21 protein-coding genes and 1 riboswitch are annotated in these 22,877 nt (G+C 50.9%); of the genes, 14 read left to right on the top strand and 7 right to left on the bottom strand.

The features are described 5' to 3' along the window. Window positions 1–31: 31 nt before the first annotated feature. The gene (locus C7R73_RS02080; protein ID WP_106448911.1) at window positions 32–1,051 is read right to left on the bottom strand and encodes an NAD(P)/FAD-dependent oxidoreductase; all 1,020 of its coding nucleotides are present in this window, start codon (window positions 1,049–1,051) and stop codon (window positions 32–34) included. Between the two features lie 167 nt (window positions 1,052–1,218). On the opposite strand from C7R73_RS02080, the gene C7R73_RS02075 reads away from it, so the two are divergent. Genes C7R73_RS02075 through C7R73_RS02060 form a run of 4 tightly spaced genes read left to right on the top strand, consistent with a single transcriptional unit; the run spans window position 1,219 to window position 4,962 of the window. Further along, the gene (locus C7R73_RS02075; RefSeq protein ID WP_106448910.1) at window positions 1,219–2,013 is read left to right on the top strand and encodes an ABC transporter ATP-binding protein; all 795 of its coding nucleotides are present in this window, start codon (window positions 1,219–1,221) and stop codon (window positions 2,011–2,013) included. A 2-nt stretch (window positions 2,014–2,015) separates the two neighbouring features. Further along, window positions 2,016–2,945, top strand: a complete 930-nt coding sequence (locus C7R73_RS02070; RefSeq protein WP_205076447.1) for an ABC transporter substrate-binding protein — start codon at window positions 2,016–2,018, stop codon at window positions 2,943–2,945. A gap of 15 nt (window positions 2,946–2,960) precedes the next feature. Continuing rightward, a complete protein-coding gene (locus tag C7R73_RS02065) occupies window positions 2,961–3,965 on the top strand; it encodes a FecCD family ABC transporter permease (protein ID WP_106448909.1) in 1,005 nt (334 codons plus the stop codon). Beyond that, on the top strand, window positions 3,955–4,962 hold the full coding sequence (locus C7R73_RS02060) for a FecCD family ABC transporter permease (protein ID WP_205076446.1): 1,008 nt from the start codon (window positions 3,955–3,957) through the stop codon (window positions 4,960–4,962). The genes C7R73_RS02065 and C7R73_RS02060 overlap by 11 nt, the downstream gene beginning before the upstream one ends. Before the next feature lie 256 nt (window positions 4,963–5,218). On the opposite strand, the gene C7R73_RS02055 is transcribed toward C7R73_RS02060, so the two are convergent. Genes C7R73_RS02055 through C7R73_RS02045 form a run of 3 tightly spaced genes read right to left on the bottom strand, consistent with a single transcriptional unit; the run spans window position 5,219 to window position 7,100 of the window. Next, entirely contained in the window at window positions 5,219–5,983 is a 765-nt protein-coding gene (locus tag C7R73_RS02055) for an ABC transporter permease (RefSeq protein ID WP_106448908.1), read from the bottom strand. Continuing rightward, window positions 5,980–6,897, bottom strand: a complete 918-nt coding sequence (locus tag C7R73_RS02050) for an ABC transporter ATP-binding protein (RefSeq protein ID WP_106448907.1) — start codon at window positions 6,895–6,897, stop codon at window positions 5,980–5,982. The genes C7R73_RS02055 and C7R73_RS02050 overlap by 4 nt, the downstream gene beginning before the upstream one ends. After that, window positions 6,897–7,100, bottom strand: coding sequence for a PLDc N-terminal domain-containing protein (locus C7R73_RS02045; RefSeq protein ID WP_106448906.1), 204 nt, complete (start codon window positions 7,098–7,100; stop codon window positions 6,897–6,899). The genes C7R73_RS02050 and C7R73_RS02045 overlap by 1 nt, the downstream gene beginning before the upstream one ends. Window positions 7,101–7,366: 266 nt before the next feature. Between C7R73_RS02045 and C7R73_RS02040 the strand changes: the two genes are divergently transcribed. From C7R73_RS02040 to C7R73_RS02030, 3 genes are read left to right on the top strand one after another with little or no spacing between them, the layout of a single operon-like run. Next, window positions 7,367–8,287, top strand: a complete 921-nt coding sequence (locus C7R73_RS02040) for an alpha/beta hydrolase (RefSeq protein WP_106448905.1) — start codon at window positions 7,367–7,369, stop codon at window positions 8,285–8,287. A 45-nt stretch (window positions 8,288–8,332) separates the two neighbouring features. After that, entirely contained in the window at window positions 8,333–9,718 is a 1,386-nt protein-coding gene (locus C7R73_RS02035) for an alcohol acetyltransferase (RefSeq protein WP_239992553.1), read from the top strand. Beyond that, entirely contained in the window at window positions 9,715–10,380 is a 666-nt protein-coding gene (locus tag C7R73_RS02030; RefSeq protein ID WP_106448904.1) for a DUF6320 domain-containing protein, read from the top strand. Before C7R73_RS02035 ends, C7R73_RS02030 begins: the two co-directional genes overlap by 4 nt. A 123-nt stretch (window positions 10,381–10,503) precedes the next feature. Here C7R73_RS02030 and C7R73_RS02025 read toward each other — a convergent pair whose 3' ends face one another. After that, a complete protein-coding gene (locus tag C7R73_RS02025; protein WP_192875231.1) occupies window positions 10,504–11,145 on the bottom strand; it encodes a fasciclin domain-containing protein in 642 nt (213 codons plus the stop codon). A gap of 128 nt (window positions 11,146–11,273) precedes the next feature. On the opposite strand from C7R73_RS02025, the gene srtB reads away from it, so the two are divergent. The 3 genes from srtB to C7R73_RS02010 all read left to right on the top strand — a co-directional run bounded on the left by srtB (window position 11,274) and on the right by C7R73_RS02010 (window position 14,454). Next, a complete protein-coding gene (srtB, locus tag C7R73_RS02020) occupies window positions 11,274–12,014 on the top strand; it encodes a class B sortase (protein WP_161525846.1) in 741 nt (246 codons plus the stop codon). Window positions 12,015–12,101: 87 nt separating this feature from the next. Next, window positions 12,102–12,866, top strand: coding sequence for an SDR family NAD(P)-dependent oxidoreductase (locus tag C7R73_RS02015; protein ID WP_106449083.1), 765 nt, complete (start codon window positions 12,102–12,104; stop codon window positions 12,864–12,866). Window positions 12,867–13,344: 478 nt separating this feature from the next. Continuing rightward, on the top strand, window positions 13,345–14,454 hold the full coding sequence (locus tag C7R73_RS02010; protein WP_205076445.1) for a mandelate racemase/muconate lactonizing enzyme family protein: 1,110 nt from the start codon (window positions 13,345–13,347) through the stop codon (window positions 14,452–14,454). Window positions 14,455–14,657: 203 nt separating this feature from the next. Here C7R73_RS02010 and dapA read toward each other — a convergent pair whose 3' ends face one another. Continuing rightward, window positions 14,658–15,545: a 4-hydroxy-tetrahydrodipicolinate synthase gene (gene dapA, locus C7R73_RS02005; protein ID WP_106448902.1), complete on the bottom strand. Its 888-nt coding sequence runs from the start codon at window positions 15,543–15,545 to the stop codon at window positions 14,658–14,660. Window positions 15,546–15,684: 139 nt separating this feature from the next. Beyond that, window positions 15,685–15,831: riboswitch (Lysine riboswitch) on the bottom strand. A gap of 487 nt (window positions 15,832–16,318) precedes the next feature. Here dapA and C7R73_RS01995 point away from each other — a divergent pair. The 4 genes from C7R73_RS01995 to helD all read left to right on the top strand — a co-directional run bounded on the left by C7R73_RS01995 (window position 16,319) and on the right by helD (window position 21,275). Further along, window positions 16,319–16,699 (top strand): VOC family protein, encoded by a 381-nt coding sequence (locus tag C7R73_RS01995; RefSeq protein WP_106448900.1) that lies wholly within the window; start codon window positions 16,319–16,321, stop codon window positions 16,697–16,699. 38 nt (window positions 16,700–16,737) lie between these two features. After that, window positions 16,738–17,400, top strand: a complete 663-nt coding sequence (locus C7R73_RS01990) for a DUF1345 domain-containing protein (RefSeq protein ID WP_239992552.1) — start codon at window positions 16,738–16,740, stop codon at window positions 17,398–17,400. A 41-nt stretch (window positions 17,401–17,441) separates the two neighbouring features. After that, on the top strand, window positions 17,442–18,806 hold the full coding sequence (locus C7R73_RS01985; RefSeq protein WP_106448899.1) for an MBL fold metallo-hydrolase: 1,365 nt from the start codon (window positions 17,442–17,444) through the stop codon (window positions 18,804–18,806). A gap of 225 nt (window positions 18,807–19,031) precedes the next feature. Then, complete coding sequence (helD, locus tag C7R73_RS01980) at window positions 19,032–21,275, top strand: RNA polymerase recycling motor HelD (RefSeq protein WP_106448898.1); 2,244 nt, start codon at window positions 19,032–19,034, stop codon at window positions 21,273–21,275. 78 nt (window positions 21,276–21,353) lie between these two features. Here helD and C7R73_RS01975 read toward each other — a convergent pair whose 3' ends face one another. After that, the gene (locus tag C7R73_RS01975) at window positions 21,354–22,787 is read right to left on the bottom strand and encodes a bifunctional metallophosphatase/5'-nucleotidase (protein WP_106448897.1); all 1,434 of its coding nucleotides are present in this window, start codon (window positions 22,785–22,787) and stop codon (window positions 21,354–21,356) included. Window positions 22,788–22,877 lie beyond the last annotated feature (90 nt).

Here is a 22,877-nt window from a genome sequence, read left to right as displayed (position 1 = left end):
ATCGGCTGCTTTTGCTTTTTCAATATAAAATCTACAGACTGTATTGTTTATTTTTCTCCACAAAGGCTTCGTTGTGCGAGGACACCATCGCGTGCTTTTCAGCGGTAGGGTTCAGGTATTGTTTGACGCTGTTTACGGCATTCACGGCATCCTGGAAAGTGCCGACCAGCAGATTGACTTTGCCCGTGTAGGCGATCGCATCGCCTGCCGCGAAGATGCCGGGATGTCCGATCGTGCTGTCTGGACTGCCTTCGATGAAATAGTTGTCGTTGAATTGAATCCCCAGCGCAGCCCCAAAGGAGATGTCCTGTTTGCTGGCGAAGCCGTGGTTGACGATGACCGCATCGGCAGCCACCGTCCTATGCTCACCGCCGACTGAGAGGGAAACGGCTTCGATCTCTCCATGGCGGTTGGAATGGAACGAGCGGATCTGTGTTTCCAGAAGCAGCTTTCCACCGTTGTTGCGGAAAGTCTCAACGCTGTGTTCATGCGCGCGCAGTTCATTGCTGCGGCAAGCCAATGTCACACCGTTTGCGATGGCCAGCAATTCGTTCGCCTGCTCGATCGCTGTGTTTCCGCCTCCCGAAAGGAAAACTTTCTTGTTGCTGAACGCGTGCAGGCTGTTCGGGATGTAATGCAGATTGGTCCTTTCGAACTGCTCCGCACCTTCCACCGCCAACTTGTTCGGTGTGATGATGCCACTGCCGTATGCAAGGATCACCGCTTTCGTGTAATGATGATCGCCGTTGCTGGCGCGGATATCGAAAATTCCGGCTGCTTTGGTGATCTGGCTGACTTCCGTATTCAGACAGACGGTCGGGTGGAACGTGAGACCTTGCGTGATGCAATTGGAAAGGAACTGTTTGCCGGTGATCGGCGTCAGTCCGCCGACATCCCACAAGATTTTGTCGGGGTACAGGTTAACTTTGCCACCGAGGACGGACTGGGATTCGATCAGCTTCGTTTTGAGATTGCGCAAACCGCTGTAGAAAGCACTGTACAGACCCGAAGGCCCGCCACCAATTATCGTTACGTCAAATACTTCGTTCAAAAGACCACCTCATTTTCTGTTGACTAATTGTATGTTATGAATGATAATAGAATAAATTATAAATGAGAATGATTCTCATTATCAATTAAATAATTTTTATTCGAAAATGTCAAGAACGATTCGGAAATGGATCGCTTCTGCAAGGATAAAGAAAGGGGAATGAAGGCATGTGCAGCCTGAAGGTTGAGGAGGTGCAAATCAAATACGACAAGGAGATCATTGTGAAAAATATCTCAGTCACCATCGCACCGCAAAAAATCACGACGATCATCGGGCCGAACGGATGCGGCAAGTCGACCTTGTTGAAGGCGATGTCGCGCATCCTGACTTGCTCGAGCGGGGACATTCTGCTGGACGGTGTTTCGATCTTTACGATGGATACGAAACGCTTGGCTAAAAGGATCGCGATCCTGCTGCAGCGGCAGGAAAATCTCTCCGGCATCACGGTCGAAGAAATCGTTTCGTACGGACGGTTCCCGCACCGGAAAGGCTTAAGGGGATTGGGCAGCGAGGACAAGGAAATCATCGACTGGGCGATCAAGAAGACGCAAATCGACGAGCTGCGTCACCGCTACATCGATGAACTGTCGGGTGGGCAGCGGCAACGGGTCTGGTTGGCGATGTCGTTGGCGCAAAAGACCGACATCATCTTTTTGGATGAACCGACGACCTATCTGGACATCAGCTACCAGCTGGAGATTTTGGAACTGCTGAAGAAGCTCAACGAAGAAGAGGGCTATACGATCGTGATGGTGCTGCATGACATCAATCAGGCTTCGCTCTATTCCGACCATATCGTTGCGCTCTCGGACGGCAAAGTCGTCTGCCAGGGTTCAGCGGAGGAAGTGGTCACCGAAGCAAACATCGCGGCCATCTTCAATATCCGCCCGACCATCCAGCCGGACGAAAAGACAAAAAAACCAGTCATCATCGGGTACGAATTGATAAAAAAAGGAGAATGAACATGAAAAAAATGAACAAACTATCGTTGACAATGCTAATGGGTGCCGGATTGATCCTCGGGGCCTGCTCCGCAACGGATACAGCCGATGAGACGAGCGAAAGCGCAGCTGCCGAAACGGTGACGTACACAACAGGCGACGGCGAAAAAATCGCGGTTCCGGCCAATCCGGAACGGGTAGTGGTGCTGTCATCCTATGCTGGGGACCTCATCAACTTCGACGTCAACATCGTCGGCGTGGACGCTTGGTCTGCCGGAAACCCGAATTTCAGGGAAGGGCTCAGCGGAGTCGCAGTCGTATCGAATGCCGACGTCGAAAAAATCCTCGAATTGGATCCGGATCTGATCATCGGATTGGACAACATCGAAAATGCCGACCAACTCTCGGAAATCGCGCCTACAGTATTGTTCACATACGGTGAACTTTCCTACCTGGAACAGATTGTGGAAATCGGTAAAGTAGTCAACAAGGAAGAGGAAGCTGTCGCATGGGTGGAGGAATTCCAGACAGAGGCACAGGCAGTCGGTGAGGAAATCAAGGCAGCCATCGGCGAAGATGCAACGGTCACGGTTGCCGAGAACTTCGAGAAACAGATGTACATTTTCGGCGACAATTGGGCACGCGGAACGGAAATCCTTTACCAAGAAATGGGCCTGAATATGCCTGAAATGGTCAAAGAAAACGCCCTGGATGCAGGCTATTATGCCATTTCGGAAGAGGTGCTCGGTGATTACATCGGCGATTACCTGATCCTGAGTTTGGCCGCAACTGATCCGGAAGCGAGCTTCTTGGATGCCGAGTGGTTCCAGAACATTCCGGCTGTGCAGAACAACCAAGTGTTTGTGGCGGATGCCGAGACATTTTATTTCAATGATTCGCTATCGTTGGATTATCAACTGGACTTCTTTGAGGAATCCTTTTTAGCGGAATAAGAGGGGACGATTGCAGTGATTAAACGGAAACGAAACGCCTTCGGAATCTATCTGATGGTCACGGTCTTGTTGTTGAACGCGGCGGCGGTCCTGGCGCTTTACACAGGAGCGGCGGATACGGATTGGTCGGATCTGATCGAGGCGCTCATCGGGGAAGGCGGCGGAGATTATTATCTAGTGCTGAGGGGCATCCGCTTCCCGCGCATACTGGGTGCCTTCTTCGTGGGCAGTTCCTTGGCTGTCGCCGGAGCGATCATGCAGGCGCTGACGCGGAATCCGCTGGCCGACCCCGGGCTTTTGGGGCTGACTTCCGGAGCGAACATCGCGGTGGCCTTGGTCTATGCCTTGGCTCCGCAGAGTTCTTACCTGCTCGTTTCCATCGCCTGTTTCGTGGGGGCGGGTTTGGCGATGCTGTTCGTTTACGGCCTCAGCACTGCGACCAGGAGCGGACAGTCGCCCTTAAACCTGATCCTGATCGGGGCGGCTGTCTCGTTCTTTTTCCAGGCCATCGCGGACGGGATCGCGATTTGGTTCCGCATCTCCAAGGACGTTTCGATGTGGACATCCGGTGGCCTGATGGGTGTCGATTGGAATATTTTGAGCATCACCCCGGTCATCGGACTGGCTTTGGTTTTGAGTCTAGTGTTCAGCGGGCAGTTGACGGTGCTGAGTTTGGGCGAGGAAACCGCGATCAGCATGGGGCAACGGACCAATCTGATCCGAACCATCCTGATTCTGTTGATCACCTTGCTTGCGGGCAGCGCGGTCGCCATCGCCGGCAATCTGGCCCTGATCGGCCTGATGATCCCGCATGTCGTGCGCAAGATGGTCGGGCAGGATTACCGCAAAATCATTCCGTTGTGCATTACGGTCGGGGGGACTTTCATGATCCTGGCTGATTACATCGGCCGCACGGTTGTCAGTCCTTTCGAAATCCCTGTAGTGGCGATCGTTTCCGTGATTGGCGTGCCTTTCTACGTGACGATCGCCAGAAAAGGGGGCATCAAAGTTGTTCAATGAATGGAATCCGACTTATCGGAAAAAATTGGGACTCTGCGTCCTTTTGTTCGTGGCGGCTTTCATCGCTGCCTTGTCCATGGGTTATTCTTCGCTTCCGTTGGACCGCGTGCTGCAGGTGCTGTCAGGGAACGGGGCTTTTAAAGAAAACTACGTCTTTTACCAGATCCGCTTGCCGCGGGCTTTGGTATTGGCGATGGCCGGTGCCTGCCTGGCAGGAGCCGGCATCATCCTGCAGACCTTGAGCAACAATGACCTGGCCGATTCGGGCCTCCTGGGCATCAATTCCGGTGCCGGGCTTGGCGTGACTATCTTTTATCTGTTCGCAGGCGCAGGTATGCTTGAATTCTCGGCAGTCCTGCCGCTTGTCGCTTTCCTCAGCGCCTTAGTGGCCGCCTCTACTGTTTATCTGCTCAGCTACAGCCGCAGCCACAAGCAGCACGCGATGCAACTTGTGGTCATCGGAGCGGGCATCTCCTCCGCCTTTTCGGGGCTGATCGTCCTGCTGATGTCCTCCTCTGACCGGACCGATGTCAGTTTCATCACGGCTTGGATGTCGGGAAACATCTGGGGATCGACCTGGCCGTTCGTATTCACGATTCTGCCCGGTTGGCTGTTGGCGATGGGAATCCTCTTCCTGAAAGCCCCGACGCTGAACATTCTCGCATTGGGGGAGGAGACCGCTACGGCATTGGGATTGAAACTCCGGAATGAAAAACTGATCTTGCTGCTCTGCGCGGTCGCCATCGCTTCAGCGGCGATCTCTTTGACGGGCAACATCGGCTTCATCGGTCTGATGTCCCCGCACATCGCCAAAAAACTGGTCGGCAAACGGCATGAACGCTACAGTTGGATTGCGCTGCTGATCGGCAGCATCATCCTGTTGATCGCCGATGCGATTGGACGCACTGTGATGGATACCGCTTTTCCGACCGGTATCGTCGTGTCCCTGATCGGGGCGCCATATTTCCTGTATTTGCTGTTGGGGAGGATGCGCTGAGTCGATTTAAGTGAGCTATCGGTCCGGAACGGTTGCTCTTCTCCGGCGAAGCAGGTGTGGCCGGAGTAACCGGCCCAAACAATTGCTCTGCTCCTGCCAAGTGCTCGCCGCCGGAGCAGAGGGTCTGAATCCGACATGACCTCCGTCGAAGGCTCTCTTGACCGGAGCAGAAGAAAAATACTACAAATCCTTATTACCGAAAACCTCAAAAAACGCGTCATCAGCCGAAAAAGGCCTTGATGGCGCGTTTTTATGTTCACAAAGCAGTCTTATTAAATAGTTTCACCGCTGCAACAAGAGCTGAACCGATCATCAGTCCCGTCGTCAGCAGCGGATTCCGAAGTTCCTCAAGCAGCAGTTTCCCTTGCAGCATGTCTATATTGCGCGAGGCCAGCACCAGCGGATTCCACTCGGCCGCTTCCGGGAACAGATTCCACAAAAACAGCACCATCAGGAACGCACCGGTCAACAGCAGCGGCCCGTAGGCATTTTTGAACAAGACAGCTCCGAGCAGCAGGACGGCAATCAACAGGATGCCGAATAGATAAAGGCTGATGACTGACAGGGCCAAGTTTTCGGTCGTGCCTTCAGGGAAGTAATAAAGCGTGTACCCCAACGTGATGAAAAAGCAGAGCCAATAGCAGATGGTCCAGAGCAGCAGAGCGCCAGTGAATTTTGAAAAAAGGATGGTCCGGCGCGGCAGGCCTTTGGTGACCATGTTGATGAGTGTGCCTTTTTCGTATTCCTTCGCCATCATGCCGCTCAAGAGGATGACGATGATGAACAGGCCGGTCTGGGTGCCGTTCTTGAAGAATTGGATCCAGGAATCGAGGTTCGTCGGTTCCGCAATCAGGATCGTGATCCCTTCCGGCATGAAGTTCCCCAGCAGATCGGGCAAAAATTTGGCCGTCAACGGATTCATGATGCCCAACAGCGCAAACAAGGCGATCGCCAGGAACAACTTGAAATTGCGGGTATATTCGGTCAGTTCCTTTTTTGTGAAGGCAAGATACGCTCTCATCGGACCACCTCCAGGAAGATATCTTCCAATTTAGGTTCGGCCGTTTCCAAACGTAGCGGAACCAACCCAGTTTCGCCCAAGATCCGGATGATCAATGCCATGGCCTGTTCCGGGTCAGCGGCTTGGATGGTGACCGTAGGATCTTTTTCATGCAAAATCATATTCAGGATGCTTATCCGAGGATCGGTCTGGAATACAGCGGCATCCGCCGGCGTTCGGAAGGTAACAGTACAGGAATGTTTGGAGTAGGTGTTTTTCAGATCCGATACCGATCCTGTCAGGACGATTTTTCCTCCGTCTAGGATGCCCACCCGATCGCAGATGGCTTCCACATCGGTCAGGACATGCGTCGAAAAGAGCACCGTTGTCTGCTGCTTCACTTTCAGCAGGATATCCAAGATTTCCCTGCGGCCGATCGGATCCAAGGCGGAAGTCGGTTCGTCGCAGATAAGCAGTCGCGGTTCGTTCAGCAAAGCCTGAGCGATACCCAAGCGCTGCTTCATGCCGCGGGAAAACGTTCCGATGCGTTTTTTCACATCCACCAGCCCGACCAGATCCAGCAGTTCTTCAGACTTGGTTTGGATGATCGCGGTCGGCATGCCTGTGATGTCGCCGCACAGCCGCAGATATTCCGTTGCGGTCATGAAACCGTAGAATTCGGGGACATCCGGCAGATAGCCGATGAAGCGGTTCGTGCGAGTATCGCCGTAACTCACTTTTTCGCCGCATACAGAAATTTCGCCGGCATCCGCCTGCAGCAAGCCCAAGACGATCTTCATGGTCGTCGTCTTTCCGGAGCCGTTTTTGCCGATGAAACCGTAAATTGAGCCTTCAGGGACGGAGAAGGACAATCCATCGAGTACGCCTTGGTTCCCAAAGGATTTCCCCAATCCGGCGATTGTGAGGATATCCATCACTCATCGCCCCTTCCAATCAGGAAATACAGGACCGGACCGACGATGTTCAGGAATATGATGATGAAGATCCAAAGATTTTTGCTGCCTTTTTTTACTTGTGGATGCCTGTTCAGGTGGAGCAGAGCCGTGATCAGAAGGATGATCTGGATCACGACCAAAGGGATCAGGATGGGTAAGTATGGCTGCAGTTCTGCTATCATAAAAGTTTGCCTTCTTTCTTTTTTACGCCTATTAGCTCATATCTTCATTTTACGCGTCTGAATGGTTTTCCACAACTTTATGCCTATCGGTAGTTATATAACAAGTATAACACTGGTGGTGGGATTTGCAAGTCGGAAGAGTGGCGAAACCTATCACGCAAGGAGGCCATGCAAAGGTTCACGGCTATATGGGACTGGTGCTGTCCTGTGCTATAATGAAGCAAAGATACCAGAACAGCCAGTGCTGTCAGAGGAAGGACAATAGGATGAATCCATTTTTTAAATTGATGCTTAAGTTGATGTCGTCACCAAAAATCAATATGCAGGAAGACTACGCCCGTGTCCGCAAAGTGCAGCATATACTGGCTCCCAAGCCGAAAAAGGGCTATATCATCATGGACCACAAAATCTATTCGGAGGACCGTTCCCATGACATTCCCGTGCGCGTCTTCTATCCGAAAGAGCGCCTGTATAAAGAGCCGCTGTTGTTTTTCCATGGCGGCGGTTGGGTCATCGGTGACATCGAAACGTACACGAATGCCTGCATCAATATGGCGGATCTGACCGGCAGGACGGTCTATTCCGTCGATTATCGTTTAGCGCCGGAGCATCCGTATCCGGCCGGCCTCTATGATTGTTACCGGGTGGCGGAAGTATTGCTGAAGCATCTGGAAATGAGCGGTCTTTCGGATGAAAAAGATCTGATTCTGATCGGCGATTCTGCGGGCGGCAACTTGGCTGCAGCAGTGTCTTTGCTGCTCCGCGACAGAGGCCAAGCGACTCCGATGAAACAGATTTTGCTGTATCCAGTAACAAACTGGGATCATTCGGAAGCATCTCCGTTCGAATCGATCCGCACGAATGGTCATGATTACGGACTGACTGCAAAAAAAATGGAAGAATACATGGCGTTGTACCAACCCGATCCCGAGCTGCGTAAGAATGGCTACGTTGCGCCCTTGATGGCGGAAGATCTGTCGAATCAACCGGAAACCTTGGTGATCACGGCCGAATTCGATCCGTTGCGGGATGAAGGCGAAGCCTACGCGGAAGCATTGCGGAATGCCGGCAACAAGGTGCAAGTTCATCGAGTGAACGGCATTGTCCATGGCTTCATCACCTATCCGAAGACAGCTGAATCGGTTGTCGAAGCCTACGAAGTCATCAATGCGTTTCTGAATGTATAAGCCGAAAGGGCTATTCAATAGAATAATGGGAAAGGAGGAGCAGAAGTGAACCGAAAAAAGTGGGTACGTTTGGACAATGCCTCCAATATATTTTTGGCTGCCATGACGAGCAGCGATACGAAGGTCTTCCGCATGAGTGCGGAATTGACGGATGCGGTGGATCCGCAATTGCTGCAACGGGCACTGGATGAAGTCTATGAGAATTATGTGCTGTACCACAGTGTGCTGCGGCGCGGATTTTTCTGGTATTATCTGGAAGAAAGTGACCTGAAGCCGAAAGTTACGGCTGATGTGTTGCCTCCTTGCGCACAGATTTATCATTTTGACCGGAGGGAACTGTTATTCCGTGTCTTTTATAACCAAAACCGGGTTCACTTGGAGCTCTTCCACGCCTTGTCGGATGGCACCGGTGCGTTGTGGTTTTTCGAGGATCTGCTGAAGGCCTACATCATGCTGCGACATCCCGAGGCTTTTGAAGGCCTTGATGCCGCCGCACACGATCGCTTGAACCACCAACTGGAGGACAGTTTTGCGCATTACTTCCGCAAGGACAAGAAACAGAACTTTACGGATGCGGCGCAATCCGCCATCCGCTCCGTCGCGAAAGTCAGCCAATTGACAGGAAAAAGCCATGCGCAAAAGAGCGCCTTGCCTGAGGAAAACAAGCTGAAGTGCAAACGCCGCGTGCACCAGTTCCGCGGCAAAAGGACGCCGGACAACCGGCCGCATGTCATCGAACTCGAGATGCCGGTCAAGGACGTGCTTGCCTTGGCTCGGGAACAACAAACTTCTTTGACATTGTATCTGACCGCCGTGTACATGCTCGCCGTGCGCAAGGCCAGTCAAGGTTTCCAACCAGGCTCGGCTATGGCTGTTTCTGTTCCGGTCAACTTACGGCAGTTCTTCCCATCCAATTCTGCCAGGAATTTTTTCAGCACGACCCGCCTGATTTATACTACTGATGAAAATGGCGAAGCGGACGACATTGCCGCAATCGGTCGTACGCTGAAAGAGCAGTTCCAGCAACAGATTACGCCGGAAAGTCTGGAGGAAAAGCTTAGGACGTTGATCGCCTTCGAATACAGCCCATTCACACGGATAGTCTTCCGGCCTATCAAAGACTTCATTCTGAAGCTGGTCAATTACATCAGCAACCGGAATTTGACGATTGCCATCTCCAATTTGGGCAAGGTCACATTTCCTGATCCGATCGACGGCTACATCGAGAAAATGTATTTCCATACTTCGGCAGTCCGCCCGCAATTTTGCGCCATCAGCCATGGGGAACACTTGACGGTCAGTTTCACCTCTCCCTTTGTCGAATCAACGATCGAGGAGCAGTTTGTCAGGATTTTGACCGACGCGGGCGTAGCCGTAACCGTCGCAGCGAACAAGGTTTCGAGTGAAGATTTGGAAGGTGAGATATCATGAGACACTGCCAACATTGCAATGCGACCATCAAGGGAGAATGGGAACAATGCCCATTGTGCCAAACGACCTTGGATGAGGGCACCGATCCGGTACTGCCGGATCCCTACCCGAAGATTCCGCTGCGGTTCAACAAGGAAATTGTCACGAAATACTTGACCTTGATTTCCTTTGTGCTGATCATCGCTTTTCTGCTGATCGAATTGATCTGGATCGGACGGATGGAGAACCTTCAGCTCGCCTTGTTCGGGATCATAAGCATGTGGCTTTCCGTTTTGATCCTGATCCGGAAACGCAGGAACATCGCAAAGGGTATCGTTTATCTGATCGTTTCGCTTTCGCTCCTGTGCATTTATTTGGATTATCTCTCAGGATGGAGCGGGTGGTCAACCACCTATGCTGTGCCGATCATCTGCAGTTTTGCGATCGTATCCTTATACATCGCGGTGCGCCTCGTCAAATTGGGCGTCAGGGACTACGTGTTGTACCTTTTGACAGCCGCCTTGCTGGGGCTTTTGCCGGCGCTGTTCCTGACTTTGGATTGGGTCACGACGTCATTGCCTTCAAGCCTGTCCGTCATGATGAGCGCCGTCACTTTGGTCATCATCCTGCTCTATCACGGTGGAGAGATTTGGCGCGAGCTGGAGAAAAGGATGCATGTTTAAAAAGTGATGTTGCTAAAATTTCCGAGATAAAGTTGTATCTGGCCAAACAAAAAAGCTTTGAGAAATTTGAATTCTCAAAGCTTTTTATTTGTTTAATTATTTGGAAGCGTAAGAAGCAAAGCCTTAAGCTGCCTTTTTCTTGAAGACAACGAGAAGGAGCAGCGTGCCTGTAACCAGGATGGAAACAAGCAGAAGGTTATTCCCTTCAACGCCTGTCTGAGCCACTTGGTCCGCCTCTAAGTCTGTTGCTTCCAAATTGAAGTTGGAAGGTACCATGACAGTGTCAATGACATGGATGACCCCATTGGTTGCTTCAATGTCGGTAGTTGTAATGTTGGATTTATTGACCATAGGTTCATCTGAAAGATCGAAAGTAAGATTTTCTCCGTTGAGGGTGTCTGCTTTCATTCCATCCGTGAGATCAGCCGCCAACACTTTCCCAGAAACGACATGGTAAGTAAGGACTTTCGCCAAGTCCGGCTGTGCAAGGAGTTCTTCCGCGGTAATGTCCAACTCGGCCAGCAATTTTTCAAAAGCGGCATTAGTAGGTGCGAACACTGTAAAAGGACCATCCCCTTGGAGATCATCCACAAGTTCTGCCTTTTGGAGTGCCGAAACAAGGATACTAAAATCTTCATTCCCGAGTGCAATGCCTACAATGTCGTCGGAAGGTTCACCGGTAGCAGCAGAAGCCAGAGGAGCGATACTGAATGAGAGAAACAGCAATGTAGCGAGTGAAAGTAAGCGGCGTGTTAATTTTTTCATTTTACCCTACTCCTTTCAATAATGGGAAATATTTTGTAATCTCTACTACAGGGTTTATAATAGCATTACAATGTAAGCGTTGTCAATTTTGGGGATTTGCGTGGGTAAAAGAGGGGAGGGAAGAAGTCGTGCGAAAAAACATATGGGTGCTGATCCTCTCCAGGGTACTCTTTCTGCAGATTATCCACTATGGGGTTCAAGAAGTAGAGCAAAGAAAGGACGTGGTGGTACCCGAAAAGGTTTCTTCCACGGACTTCCGTTCGGAAACCATCGCTGCAGCGGATGTAGCTGTTCCTTTGGAGGAACTAACTTTTACTATTAATCCATCCACGGAATATTATCAGATTAATCCGGATTATGTAGGCTGGCTTTCTGTTAATGGCACCGTTATTGATTACCCGGTCGTCCGGGGGCAAGACAATGAAACGTATCTCAATCAGAATTTCTATCGCGAACCGGATATTTTCGGAGCCATCTTCATGGATTATCGGAATATCGGCATGGGAGTAGACAGGCATACTATCATTTATGGCCACTATACCCAGAATGGCCAGATGTTTGGGGAATTGGATAAATTCCTGAACGAAGATTTCCTGCAGGAGAATTTGGAGTTTACATTCGGTGATGCCTATGCGGAAAGACGGTACAGGATTTTTTCCGTCCATGTGGCTCCAGCAGATACTATTTTTCTGGATATTGATTTTGAGGGGAATGAGTACACCGAATTTCTGACCATGCTCAAGGACCTTTCTGTCTTTCCGTTAGAAGTCGAGGTGACAGAGGAAGATCATATTCTCACACTGATGACGTGTAACGATTCCGCAGAAAACGGCCGGCTCTTTATTCATGCTGTGGAAGTAACAGAATAGCAAAAGCGGCGCCTTATGATTGCCCTTGATGCGCAAATGCGATACGCTAAAGGTAGCAATCATTTTGAGGAAACGCGAGGGACAAAAATGACAAATAAAATAGCGCTCATCACAGGCGCCAGTGCGGGCATAGGCAAAGAGTTCGCCAAAAAGCTCAGCCAACAAGGATACGATCTGATTCTGGTTGCGAGGCGTGAGGACCGTCTTGTGGAGATCAGCAAACAATTGTCAACCAAAAGCCAAATCATCACAGCGGATTTGGCGAAGACAGAGGAATGTTACCGTCTGTACGAAGAAACGAAGGACAAAAATATTTCCATCCTGATCAACTGTGCCGGTTTCGGCGATTTCGGCGCGTTCACGACGACCAGTCTCGACAAGGAGCTGGAGATGATCGACGTCAACATCAAGGCTGTGCATATCCTGACCAAAAAATTTCTGCCGGATATGATCGCAAGGAATGAAGGCTTCATCCTGAATGTGGCTTCGGTTGCCGGACTGATGCCGGCGGGGCCTTACATGGCGACCTATTATGCGACCAAGGCCTACGTCACGAGCTTCACTTCCGCGATAGCTGAGGAGTTGGAGGAGAAGAAGAGCAACGTTTATGTTGGTTCGTTATGTCCGGGACCGGTCGACACGGAGTTCAACAAAGTGGCGGATGTGAAGTTCAACCTGAAGGGCATCACTTCTGAATACTGCGTCAAGTATGCCTTGGACAAAATGTACAAGCGCAAGAAAATCATCGTTCCGACGATGTTGCTGAAGGGCGCGCTCTTCTCGTCGAAACTGGCGCCGCGCAACTTGGTCGTCCGGCTGACCAGCAGGCAGCAAAAGAAAAAGCAAGGCTGATGAATGCGGGTGGGGCCAGCTGTCGCGAGCGAAGCTGCTCGGAAAAAATGATCTCGAATCCAGTTGAATCCGAGTTCTTCTCCGGTGAGGGTATTGCGGCCGGAGCAGACGACTAACTCAAAACTTGATCTCCTGCGAAGCGATTGTGGCCGGAGGAGGCATCCGAAACCGACACTCTCCTCCGGCGAAGTTCCTCTTGGCCGGAGAACGCGACCCGAAAATCAAACCCGAAAATCAAACCCGAAAATCTGACCGACCCCCTGTAATCCGAAAAAACGCACGAGTGACCAGTATCATCTACTGGCAGCTCGTGCGTTTTTTTGTGCTGCATCCCGAAGCTGACAGGCTACGCTCTCCCGTTTGGTGCAAACTCGTTTTCTTGGTAAAATAGATACAAATGGGTAGTGGAACCAAAACAGCATAAAAAGTCGCTGCCTTAGCCCGGATGGATAGCGTGCCGGTGAAGAGAGGGGTTTTGATGATGAAAATCGACAGAATTGAAATTGGGGAAGTGGCCATCCCACTGCGGACGCCATTCCAAACAGCATCGCGCACGGTTGACGCCGTGCATAACATTCTGATCCGCATCGTGACCGATGACGGGACCGCCGGATATGGTGAGACGCCACCGACAGCCTTAATCACCGGCGAAACAAAGGCTTCCATCCGCGAGGCTATCATGCAATACATTGCTCCGAGCATCATCGGAATGGAAATTTTCGACCTCGATACCATCATGAAAAGGATGCATGCCAGCATCGTCAACAACACATCGGCGAAAGCCGCCGTTGATATGGCGCTATACGACCTATATGCCAAAAAGCTCGGCCAACCTTTGTATAAAGTGTTGGGCGGGGCGAAACGGAAAATCGAGACTGCCCACACCATCAGCGACAAACCCATCGATGAGATGGTGCGCGACAGTCTGCAGGCTGTCCAGGACGGCTTCAGCATTCTTAATGTGAGTGTCGGGAGGAATGGGTTCAATGATGTGGAGAACTTGCTTGCCATCCGCAAGGCAGTCGGAACGGGCATCCGCATCCGGGTCGAGGCCAATCAAGGCTGGAGCCCCCAGCAGGCTGTCCGCATCATCAGCTTGCTGGAGGATAAGGGCATGCAGGCAGAGCTGGTGGAACAGCCGGTGAAGGCGCACGATCTGGCCGGCTTGAAATTTGTGACGCAACACGTCCAAACACCGATTGCGGCTGACGAAAGTGCCTTCTCTGTGAAGGATGCCCACCACATCATCCAGACACAATCAGCCGACCTCATCAATATCAAACTGATGAAGACCGGGGGGATCCACGAGGCCCTCAAGATCTGCGCCGTGGCGGAAACGAACGGGGTGGACTGCATGATCGGCTGCATGCTGGAAAGCAAGATTTCGATCAGCGCAGCGGCCCATCTGGCAGCCGCCAAAAACTGCATCACGATGGTCGACCTCATTGGACCGTCGTTCTACAAAATCGAAGCCTATGAGGGCGGTCCGCTGTTCACAGGAGGCACGATCAAGTTGGGGGATGCGAACGGCATCGGTATCAACGCTTTTCCGAAAGCCCATTTCAAAAAAATCGGAATCGTGAAATAAATAAATGTCCCACTTAAGAAGCCAAGGAAGGAAAAGCCATGAAGTTGAGAGAGTTTTATGTGAAACGAGCCATCGGTTTTGTCATCGTTATGCTTCTTGTACTGATTATTTTATTGCTCAACAAGTATATGCTGCATCTTTTCTGAAAAACATAAAACCGCCACCGGAAATATAAATTCCGATGGCGGTTTTTGGTACTGTTTCTAGATCAATCCAACTTTTTTCATGGCTGCGGCCAAACGGTCAATGACCACTTGATCGGCCTCCGTCAACGGCAAACGCATTGGTCCGACGTTGAAGCCCAATAATTGCATTCCGGCTTTTACAGGAATCGGATTCGGCTCCACGAACAGGCAGTCGATCAGTTCTTTGTACTCGGCTTGCATCGCGGCAGCTTTCTTGATGTCGCCATCCAGGAAAGCATGCGTCATTTCCGATGTAGCTTTCGGTGCGATATTGGCAAGGACAGAGATGACGCCTTTTGCGCCCAAACTCATCAATGGGATGATGGTGTCATCATTTCCGGAGTAGATGTCCAGACGATCGCCCAAAAGACTCAAATTGTCCACAGCCTGGCTGAAGTTGCCGGTGGCGTCCTTCAACGAAACAATGTTATCGATTTTGGCAAGCTCCACCAGAGATTCAGGGGTAATGTTCTGGCCGGTGCGGCCCGGCACATTGTAAAGGACAATCGGAACTTTAACGCTGTTGGCGATGGCTTTGTAATGCTCAATCAAGCCTTTTTGGGATGTTTTGTTGTAATAAGGAGTAACGCTGAGGATCGCATCCACACCTGTAGCTTCTACAGCACGCGTCAATCCGACTCCGTGGCGCGTGTCATTGCTTCCGGCACCGCCGATGACGGGAATACGGCCGTTGACTTTTTCGACAGTGAAACGAATGAGATGAAGTTGCTCTTCATCCGTCAGTGTTGAAGCTTCACCGGTTGTCCCCGCGATGATGATCGAATCGGTGCCGTTCGCGATATGGAACTCGATCAGTTCTTCCAACACCTCGTAGTTGATTTCTTGGTTCTCCGTATCTTTAAACGGCGTAACAATCGCAACGCCTGATCCTTCAAAAATAGCCATGCTTATCTTCCTCCTGAATTCTGTTTTTATTTATGAATAGACAAAAAACGACTATGAGCAAATGGTCTCATAGTCGTTCAAAACAGGCTGCTTAAGTTGAAGCATTGCATCCATATAGTGAATTCCACCAATTTGCCCCAACGTGAGAAGCTCACCGAACAAAGCTGGGCGGCTTTGTCCGACAGTGCCAGATTTATTCAACCTTGGCCCCAATACAGAGTATTTCGGCAGCAACACCTTTCAGGGAATCCCTTACTGATTGTTAACCGCGACCTCTTCATCACATCGAATCGTATTTTGTTACTTCCACACTATCAAATACAAATCAGTCTGTCAATCATATTCTGAGTGGATGCTGAGAAATTACTTTGAAAAAGATGGCAAAAATGACACATATGTTCAAGGGAGGCAAGGCCGCAGCAGGCAGGCGGCCGAAAACCACAATGACCTCCGATGAAGGCAAGCCCGATCGGAGAAGGGCAATCGTAATCGGAGCTGACCTCCGGCCGGGTCAGTCTCTCTGGAGGACAGCAATAAAACCGAACAGGATCTCCGGCCAGGACCGCCTGGCCGGAGATGAAGAACCCATACCGTTCCCGGAATCAATCGGATGCTTAGGGAACGCATATGCGCCTGCGATGTGATAAAATCAAATTGAGGAAACGCTTTTAAGGCAAGTCCAGAAAGGGATTCCGAGATGTTTTGTTGCAGGCCATCCGCGCAGAGTTTGTCTCCAGCGCACCGGCGAGGATGATGAGAGGACGTGAATAACGATGAAGATTGAACATGTTGCAGTGTGGGTGGACGATTTGGAGCTGATGCGCGATTTTTATGTTCGTTTTTTTGATGGAAAGGCCAATAAATTATACCGAAACCCTGAAAAAGACTTCCAATCTTATTTTATTACTTTCCGTGAAGGGGCCCGTTTGGAGCTTATGAAGAGGATGGATGTCAACGAACGCCATCCTCTTGATATGCTGGGCTGGGCGCATCTGGCCGTATCCGTCGGCAGCAAGCAGAACGTCGACTATTTCACTGACAGACTCATCAAAGCGGGGTACACATGCAAAAGCCAGCCGCGCATTACAGGGGATGGCTATTATGAAAGCATGTTTCTCGACCCGGAAAAAAACGTCATTGAAATCACCATCTGAAAGAACAATCAGGCCGAAAAAGCAGGGGGCGCACAGCCATGAAAAAAAGAATCCATCTATTTGCCGATCAAACGAAAGCCGGAAGGGATATGCGCAAGAAGAGGACGCGCTTCCTGATTGCCGGAGCGATCGGCACCGGTATCGGGCTGGCTGGCGGATTCTGGTTGCGTTGGGAATTGGCCCCTTTGATCGGTTGGGACAGTGCCGCAATCATTTTATTGTATTTGCTATGGAAGGATTTTCATCCGCATGATGGGACGGAAACCGAGCGGATTGCGCAAGAGGAAGATATCCAATATTCGACGATTGATTTTTTTGTCCTGTTGGCATGTCTGATCAGCATCGGGGCGGTCGCCTTGATGTTGACGACTCATGAACGCAGTTTCGAGACGATCGGCTTTGGTCTGTTCAGCATCGTGCTCTCCTGGACGACAGTGCATGCCCTTTATATGTTGCGGTATGCGGAACTCTATTACCGAGATGTCAACGGCGGCGTCATCTTCGAGGGTACCGAAAAGCCAAATTTTTGGGACTTTGCCTATCTGGCGTTTACGATCGGGATGACTTACCAAGTCTCCGACACGACCTTCACGACACCGGAATTCCGGAAGGCCGCGCTGGGCCATGCGCTGTTGTCCTTCGTTTTCGGGACGGCCATCATCGCCACGACCATCAATTTTGTCGCAAGCCTGAGCAGATGAATCATACTGAAGTTTCGACAGGATAAAGGAGGAGTTCATGCATGTTTTTTAAATCATTTTTCGATCCGCAAGTAGCGCAATTTTCCTATTTGTTGGGTTGCCAAAAAACCGGAGAAGCCATCATAATCGATCCTTTGCGCAAGTTGGATGACTATATCTTGGCAGCCGAATACGAAGGCCTGGTCATCACTGCGGCAACGGAAACGCATATCCATGCCGATTATGCATCCGGATTGCGGGAAACGGGGAGGTGTTTAGGCGCCAAACTGTATGTCTCGGACATGGGCGGAGATGACTGGCGTTACCAGGATCTGCCGCAAGGAAGCGTGCTGCTGCAGGACGGGGACATCATCTCCGTAGGGAAGATCAAACTGGAGGTGCTGCACACCCCTGGGCATACGCCGGAGAGTGTGTCATTTCTGCTCACGGACATCGGCGGCGGTTCGGACATTCCGATGGGACTGTTCACCGGCGATTTTATCTTTGTGGGTGACGTCGGCCGGCCGGACTTGCTGGAAGAAGCAGCGCACATGCAAGGCGCCACCGAAATCGGAGCGAAAGAAATGTTCCGCTCTCTTCAGAGAATGGCTGACTATCCGGATCATCTGCAGATTTGGCCCGGGCACGGTGCCGGCAGCGCCTGCGGGAAGTCGTTGGGCGCCGTACCGATGACCACTTTGGGATACGAAAAAGACAACAACTGGGCTTTCCAACATGACGAAGAAGCGAGTTTCATCGAAGCTTTGACGGATGATCAGCCTGAGCCGCCGACCTACTTTGCCCAGATGAAGAAGATCAACAAACTGGACAGCGGCGCTTACGTGCCTTATCCGGTTTTCCCGCTTCAGCAGGCCGGTCCGAACGATAGGCTGATCGATCTGCGCGCGAAAGAAATGTATCAAGCCGGACACATCGAAAGGACGCTCAATATTCCGCTGAACAAAAAGTTCTTGACTTACGCCGGGTGGTTCCTGGATTACGAAGGGCAAGTGACGTTCATTGGAACCAAAGAGCAGGCTGAAACGGCTGCCCGTCAGCTGCAGCTCATCGGGTTCGACCAAGTCAGAGGCTATCTGGATGCCGGCCAGATCAAGGACGAAAAGATGACCGAAACGATCACTGCAGCCGCGTTCATCGCATTGCGTCAAGCAAAGGATCTGCAGATATTGGATGTGCGTTCGAAGAGCGAATGGGATGAAGGGCACTTGTCAGATGCCAAGCGCGTCCTCCTCGGCAAGCTCTTGGAGGAACCGTTGCCGTTCAAACGTGATGAGCCTCTGTACGTCCATTGCAAATCCGGCGTCCGTTCCGCCGTCGCCATCGGTGCATTGGAAGAGAGGGGATTCAAAAAGATTGTCAATATCCTGGGAGGATACACTGCGATCGAAAAGATCCTCAACGAATAGACACAAATGCGCGAGAACCCGAAAAACGCAATCCGAACAACAAAATAAGCCGGAAGGAAGAGCTGCAACAGGCTTTTCCTTCCGGCAGTTTTTTGATTTGGAACGTTTTAATCCAGGTACAAGGAATAGCCAGAATCCCTGTACGATGGTATACTACTAATTGTCGCATTTAGTGAAGTAGACCGAATAGTCCAAGAGTTTTCTTAAGAGAGAGGTGTCATTTGGTTGCATAAAGATCTAACGAAAGAACAGGAACGTGTCCATCGCGTCATTAAAGTCATCAACAACGAAAAAACGCGATTGGCCGAGCAAGTAGAAGAAAAAAGTGAAAAGCAAAGACAGCAATTAAAGGAATCCAAAGAGATCAAAATCAGCCAAGGTTCTTCAGAGAGCGTCTGGGAATCATCGGCTGAACTGCGGGCTTTCGAGCAGGAGCTGATGATCCGCAACAACGAATTGCAGAACAGCAACGAGCGTGTCGCTGTCTTGGAAAAAATGCAGGATGAGCCTTACTTCGGCCGTATCGATTATCACGATGATTTCGGCAATGAAACGATCTATATCGGGATCGGATCCTTGTTCGAGAAGGACGAGAACCTGATTGTTGACTGGCGTTCGCCGATTGCATCGCTTTATTATGAAGGCAGCAAAGGCGAGAAAGTGAAGCTGATGATAGCTGATCAACCGATGACATACGGCGTTGACCTGAAGAGGCAATTTTTGATCAGACATGCGGAAATTATCCGCATGATGGACACGGACAATGTCATGGGCGATCCGTATTTGCTGGAAGTGTTGGAAGGACCTTCATCCTATCAGATGGGCACGGTCGTATCCACCTTGCAGAAGGAACAGAACCAGATCGTCAGGGAAACAAAAGCTGCCGTCACGCTGATAGAAGGGGTTGCCGGATCAGGAAAAACGGTTGTCCTGATGCAGAAAATCGCCTATCTGCTGTATGCTTTCCGGGACCAGTTGAAGTCGGAAGAAGTCGTCCTGTTTTCCCCGAACAAAATATTCCAGGAATACGTTTCCCAAGTGTTGCCTGCATTGGGCGAACTGAACGTGGGCAACACGACCTTCAGCGAATTCATGGAGCGGAAGGTGATCGGTTTTTCTTTGCGCGCCGATCAAGAGGACAGCTTAGCCAAGGTCACGGTACTGAAGGGCAGCTTGGCCTTTTATGAAGCGTTGCAGAAATACGGCACGCTCCTGAAGAAACGTTACCTGAAATTCTCGGATATCCGTTTCCGCGATGATATAATCCTTTCAGAGAAGGAAATCGAGTCGGCTTTCTACAGCATCGAAAGCCAGGGTTCATTGGCCAGCAAGTTGGATATTCTCAAAAGACACTTGCTGCAGCGCGTGGAACGCATCCAACAGTCGCAAAAAGGCAAACCATGGGTCGAAAAAGAAATGATAGCCATGTCCGATCTGGATCTTTACCGTTACGAGAAAGAGACCCACAACCAAAAAGCGATGGAAGAGGCCATGACGGCGGATATCCTGGAGGACGCTTTCGAACCGATCGTCGCGAGGATCGAAGCGTTGGCCTTTATCCGCTATAAGAACCAATACATCCATTTCCTGAGGGCTGTTCCTAAATTGCTTTCATTGGATGCTTTCGGCTTGGATGAGGATGAATGGCGCACCCATATCGCAGTGGTTGCGGAACACATGGCAGAGAAGAGTGTGCTGCTGGAAGATCTGGATGCCTACTACAGTCTGCGTCTGTTGCTGAAGGGACCATCCAGCGACATGAAATACCAATACATCTGCCTGGATGAGGTGCAGGATTTTTCACCTTTCCAACTGCAGATGCTACAGCACGCCTACCCGAGCGCACGCTTCATCCTGAGCGGCGACTTGAATCAGAATATCCTGAACAGACGCCTTTCCTTTGATGATCTCCGGACCATCTTTTCCGAAAGCACGTTCCGTTCATACCGTTTGCTGACCAGCTACCGATCGACGAATGAAATCGTCCGTTTCTCGGAAAGCTTCATCGAAGGCAAAAAACCGGAAGGGACCTATATCCGCTCCGGCAAAAAACCGGAAGTGTTGCTGACTGACGATGGCGGGCTCGATATGGACTACATCAAACAGAAGGTGGATGCGAGCGTCGCTGCCGGCATGCGCGTAGCTTTCATCAGCCGCAACGCGGAAGATGCCGAACGCATCAGCCAGGAACTGTCGGTTGCCGGCATCGACTTCAAACTCGTGCAGCATGATACCGACAACAGCCACCATCCGGTATTGATTATGCCGGCCCGTTTGGCTAAAGGTCTGGAATTCGATGTCGTTTTTGCGATTTGCCACTATCCGGCAAAAGCTGCCCAGAATGAAATGCAGATCCTCTACACAATCTGCACCCGGGCGATGCACGAGCTCTACCTGACCGTTTCCGGGAAGGAAGCCGGACTGATGGAACGCGTTGATCCGGATTATTATGACGTAAGAAAAATGTGAAGCCTGAATGTGAACAGCCCCGGCGGAATCTGCATGTAAACTGCAGACTCCACCGGGGCTGTTTTTTGTGTTGTCGGATCAGACTATCTGATAGGTTCCGCGCAGTTCCTTTTCGTAGGGACCCATCTCGGCCAGATAATCCATCATCGCTTCGACTGCATGCTTTTCCAGATTCTTGTGTTCTTTTCCGAATTTCTTCGGAACGCCCTGGTTGGTCACATAGCTGACGGTGTATTCTTTATCCAGAATGACTTCTTCGCCCGCGATGAAAAGTTTTTGGACACGGGTCCCTTTCGGATTTTCCAGTTTCAGGTAAGCGTGCAAGCCCATCGCCCGCTTCAGGTAGCCGCCCATCTGATCAAATGGATCCGCCGCGTAGGTGCTTTCGAGGTTCTCTTCCAACAGAGTGACTATTTCCGATCCTGTCAGGATAACGGTTGAAATCGGAGGATTCATCGGGATGATCTGATACAACTCCCTCAGCGTCACCGGGCCTTTCAGGATCGGAACACCATAGCGCCAGCCGTTGGAGAAGGCCAGATCCGTTTTCGTGTGGAACAGGATAGCATCCAAGAGGAAGTTGTCCATCGTCGTTTCGACGCTCCAACCGCGGTGCAGCACTTTTTTGGTTTCGCCGACTTGGCGACCCAATTTTTCGCGATAAGGGGCTAAAGCCTCATCGATCAAAGCTTTCATTTCGGCATCTTCCGGGATATCCTCCGTGACCGCAATGAGTTGATGTTCGATGGATTGGATCGCGCCGTCCTCAAGGGTCAGTTCGAGTGCCCCGAGGAAAGAGCCGTGCGAACCGGACTGGATGACTGCCGTATCGCCTACTGTGACGATGTGTTCCTGACGGTTATGGGTATGGCCGCTCAGGCAGATCGCCACGCCTCCGACTTCGCTCATCAATTTCAGGTCCTGCGGGAAACCAAGATGTGACAGGACGATGATCAGATTGACCCCTTTTTCCTTCAGTTCCGCCACATAGCCGGGCAGCTCCTCGCGGCCCAAAGTGAAGGAAAGTCCTTCACTGAAATGTGGCGGCATCGTTTTGTCGATGATGTTGCAGGCGATGCCGATCACGCCGATCGAAAGTCCGCCGACCGACAGGATTTTGTAAGGCTCGAACGCCAACTTGCCGCTTTCTTTTTCATAGGCATTGATTGCGAGAATCGGGTAGTGCAGTTGCTCGCCGATTTGTTTCAGATTGGCCGGCCCGAAGCCGGTGTCCCAATGGAACGTCATGGCATCGAAACCGACTTCGTTCAGGATCGGCAGCATGTGCCAGCCTTTTGTAGCGATCGCTTCATAGGTGCCGTGGATCGTGTCGCCGTTATCGAAAACGAGTGTCGGGTTCTTGCTGCGGAAATCTTTGATCAGGCTTTGGAGGCGGGCATAGCCGCCACCTTTGCGGAATGCCAATTTTTCCTTTTCATAGAACAGTTCGTTGTGCAACTCCAAGTAGCTGTGGGTGTCGTTGATCTGAAGGATCGTCAATTTTTCCTGCATAGGGATCCACCTTTCTGGTTGAAATGTGACAGTAGCATTCGTTATATTGTTGTTCCCATTCTAACACTCTGTGCGGAGGATACCGATTGA

It is taken from the genome of Trichococcus alkaliphilus, assembly GCF_003008695.1.
GTDB lineage: Bacteria > Bacillota > Bacilli > Lactobacillales > Aerococcaceae > Trichococcus > Trichococcus alkaliphilus.
The sequence above is the reverse complement of the archived record's forward strand: the minus strand, read 5'-3'. Positions and strand labels throughout refer to the sequence as shown.

Bases quoted from the DNA above. Each gene is read 5' to 3' on its own strand.
- C7R73_RS02075 (WP_106448910.1), top strand. From the start codon at position 1,219: ATGTGCAGCCTGAAGGTTGAGGAGGTGCAAATCAAATACGACAAGGAG.
- C7R73_RS02070 (WP_205076447.1), top strand. From the start codon at position 2,016: ATGAAAAAAATGAACAAACTATCGTTGACAATGCTAATGGGTGCCGGA.
- C7R73_RS02055 (WP_106448908.1), bottom strand. From the start codon at position 5,983: ATGAGAGCGTATCTTGCCTTCACAAAAAAGGAACTGACCGAATATACC.
- C7R73_RS02050 (WP_106448907.1), bottom strand. From the start codon at position 6,897: ATGGATATCCTCACAATCGCCGGATTGGGGAAATCCTTTGGGAACCAA.
- C7R73_RS02045 (WP_106448906.1), bottom strand. From the start codon at position 7,100: ATGATAGCAGAACTGCAGCCATACTTACCCATCCTGATCCCTTTGGTC.
- C7R73_RS02040 (WP_106448905.1), top strand. From the start codon at position 7,367: ATGAATCCATTTTTTAAATTGATGCTTAAGTTGATGTCGTCACCAAAA.
- C7R73_RS02030 (WP_106448904.1), top strand. From the start codon at position 9,715: ATGAGACACTGCCAACATTGCAATGCGACCATCAAGGGAGAATGGGAA.
- C7R73_RS02025 (WP_192875231.1), bottom strand. From the start codon at position 11,145: ATGAAAAAATTAACACGCCGCTTACTTTCACTCGCTACATTGCTGTTT.
- C7R73_RS02015 (WP_106449083.1), top strand. From the start codon at position 12,102: ATGACAAATAAAATAGCGCTCATCACAGGCGCCAGTGCGGGCATAGGC.
- C7R73_RS02010 (WP_205076445.1), top strand. From the start codon at position 13,345: ATGATGAAAATCGACAGAATTGAAATTGGGGAAGTGGCCATCCCACTG.
- dapA (WP_106448902.1), bottom strand. From the start codon at position 15,545: ATGGCTATTTTTGAAGGATCAGGCGTTGCGATTGTTACGCCGTTTAAA.
- C7R73_RS01995 (WP_106448900.1), top strand. From the start codon at position 16,319: ATGAAGATTGAACATGTTGCAGTGTGGGTGGACGATTTGGAGCTGATG.
- C7R73_RS01990 (WP_239992552.1), top strand. From the start codon at position 16,738: ATGAAAAAAAGAATCCATCTATTTGCCGATCAAACGAAAGCCGGAAGG.
- C7R73_RS01985 (WP_106448899.1), top strand. From the start codon at position 17,442: ATGTTTTTTAAATCATTTTTCGATCCGCAAGTAGCGCAATTTTCCTAT.
- C7R73_RS01975 (WP_106448897.1), bottom strand. From the start codon at position 22,787: ATGCAGGAAAAATTGACGATCCTTCAGATCAACGACACCCACAGCTAC.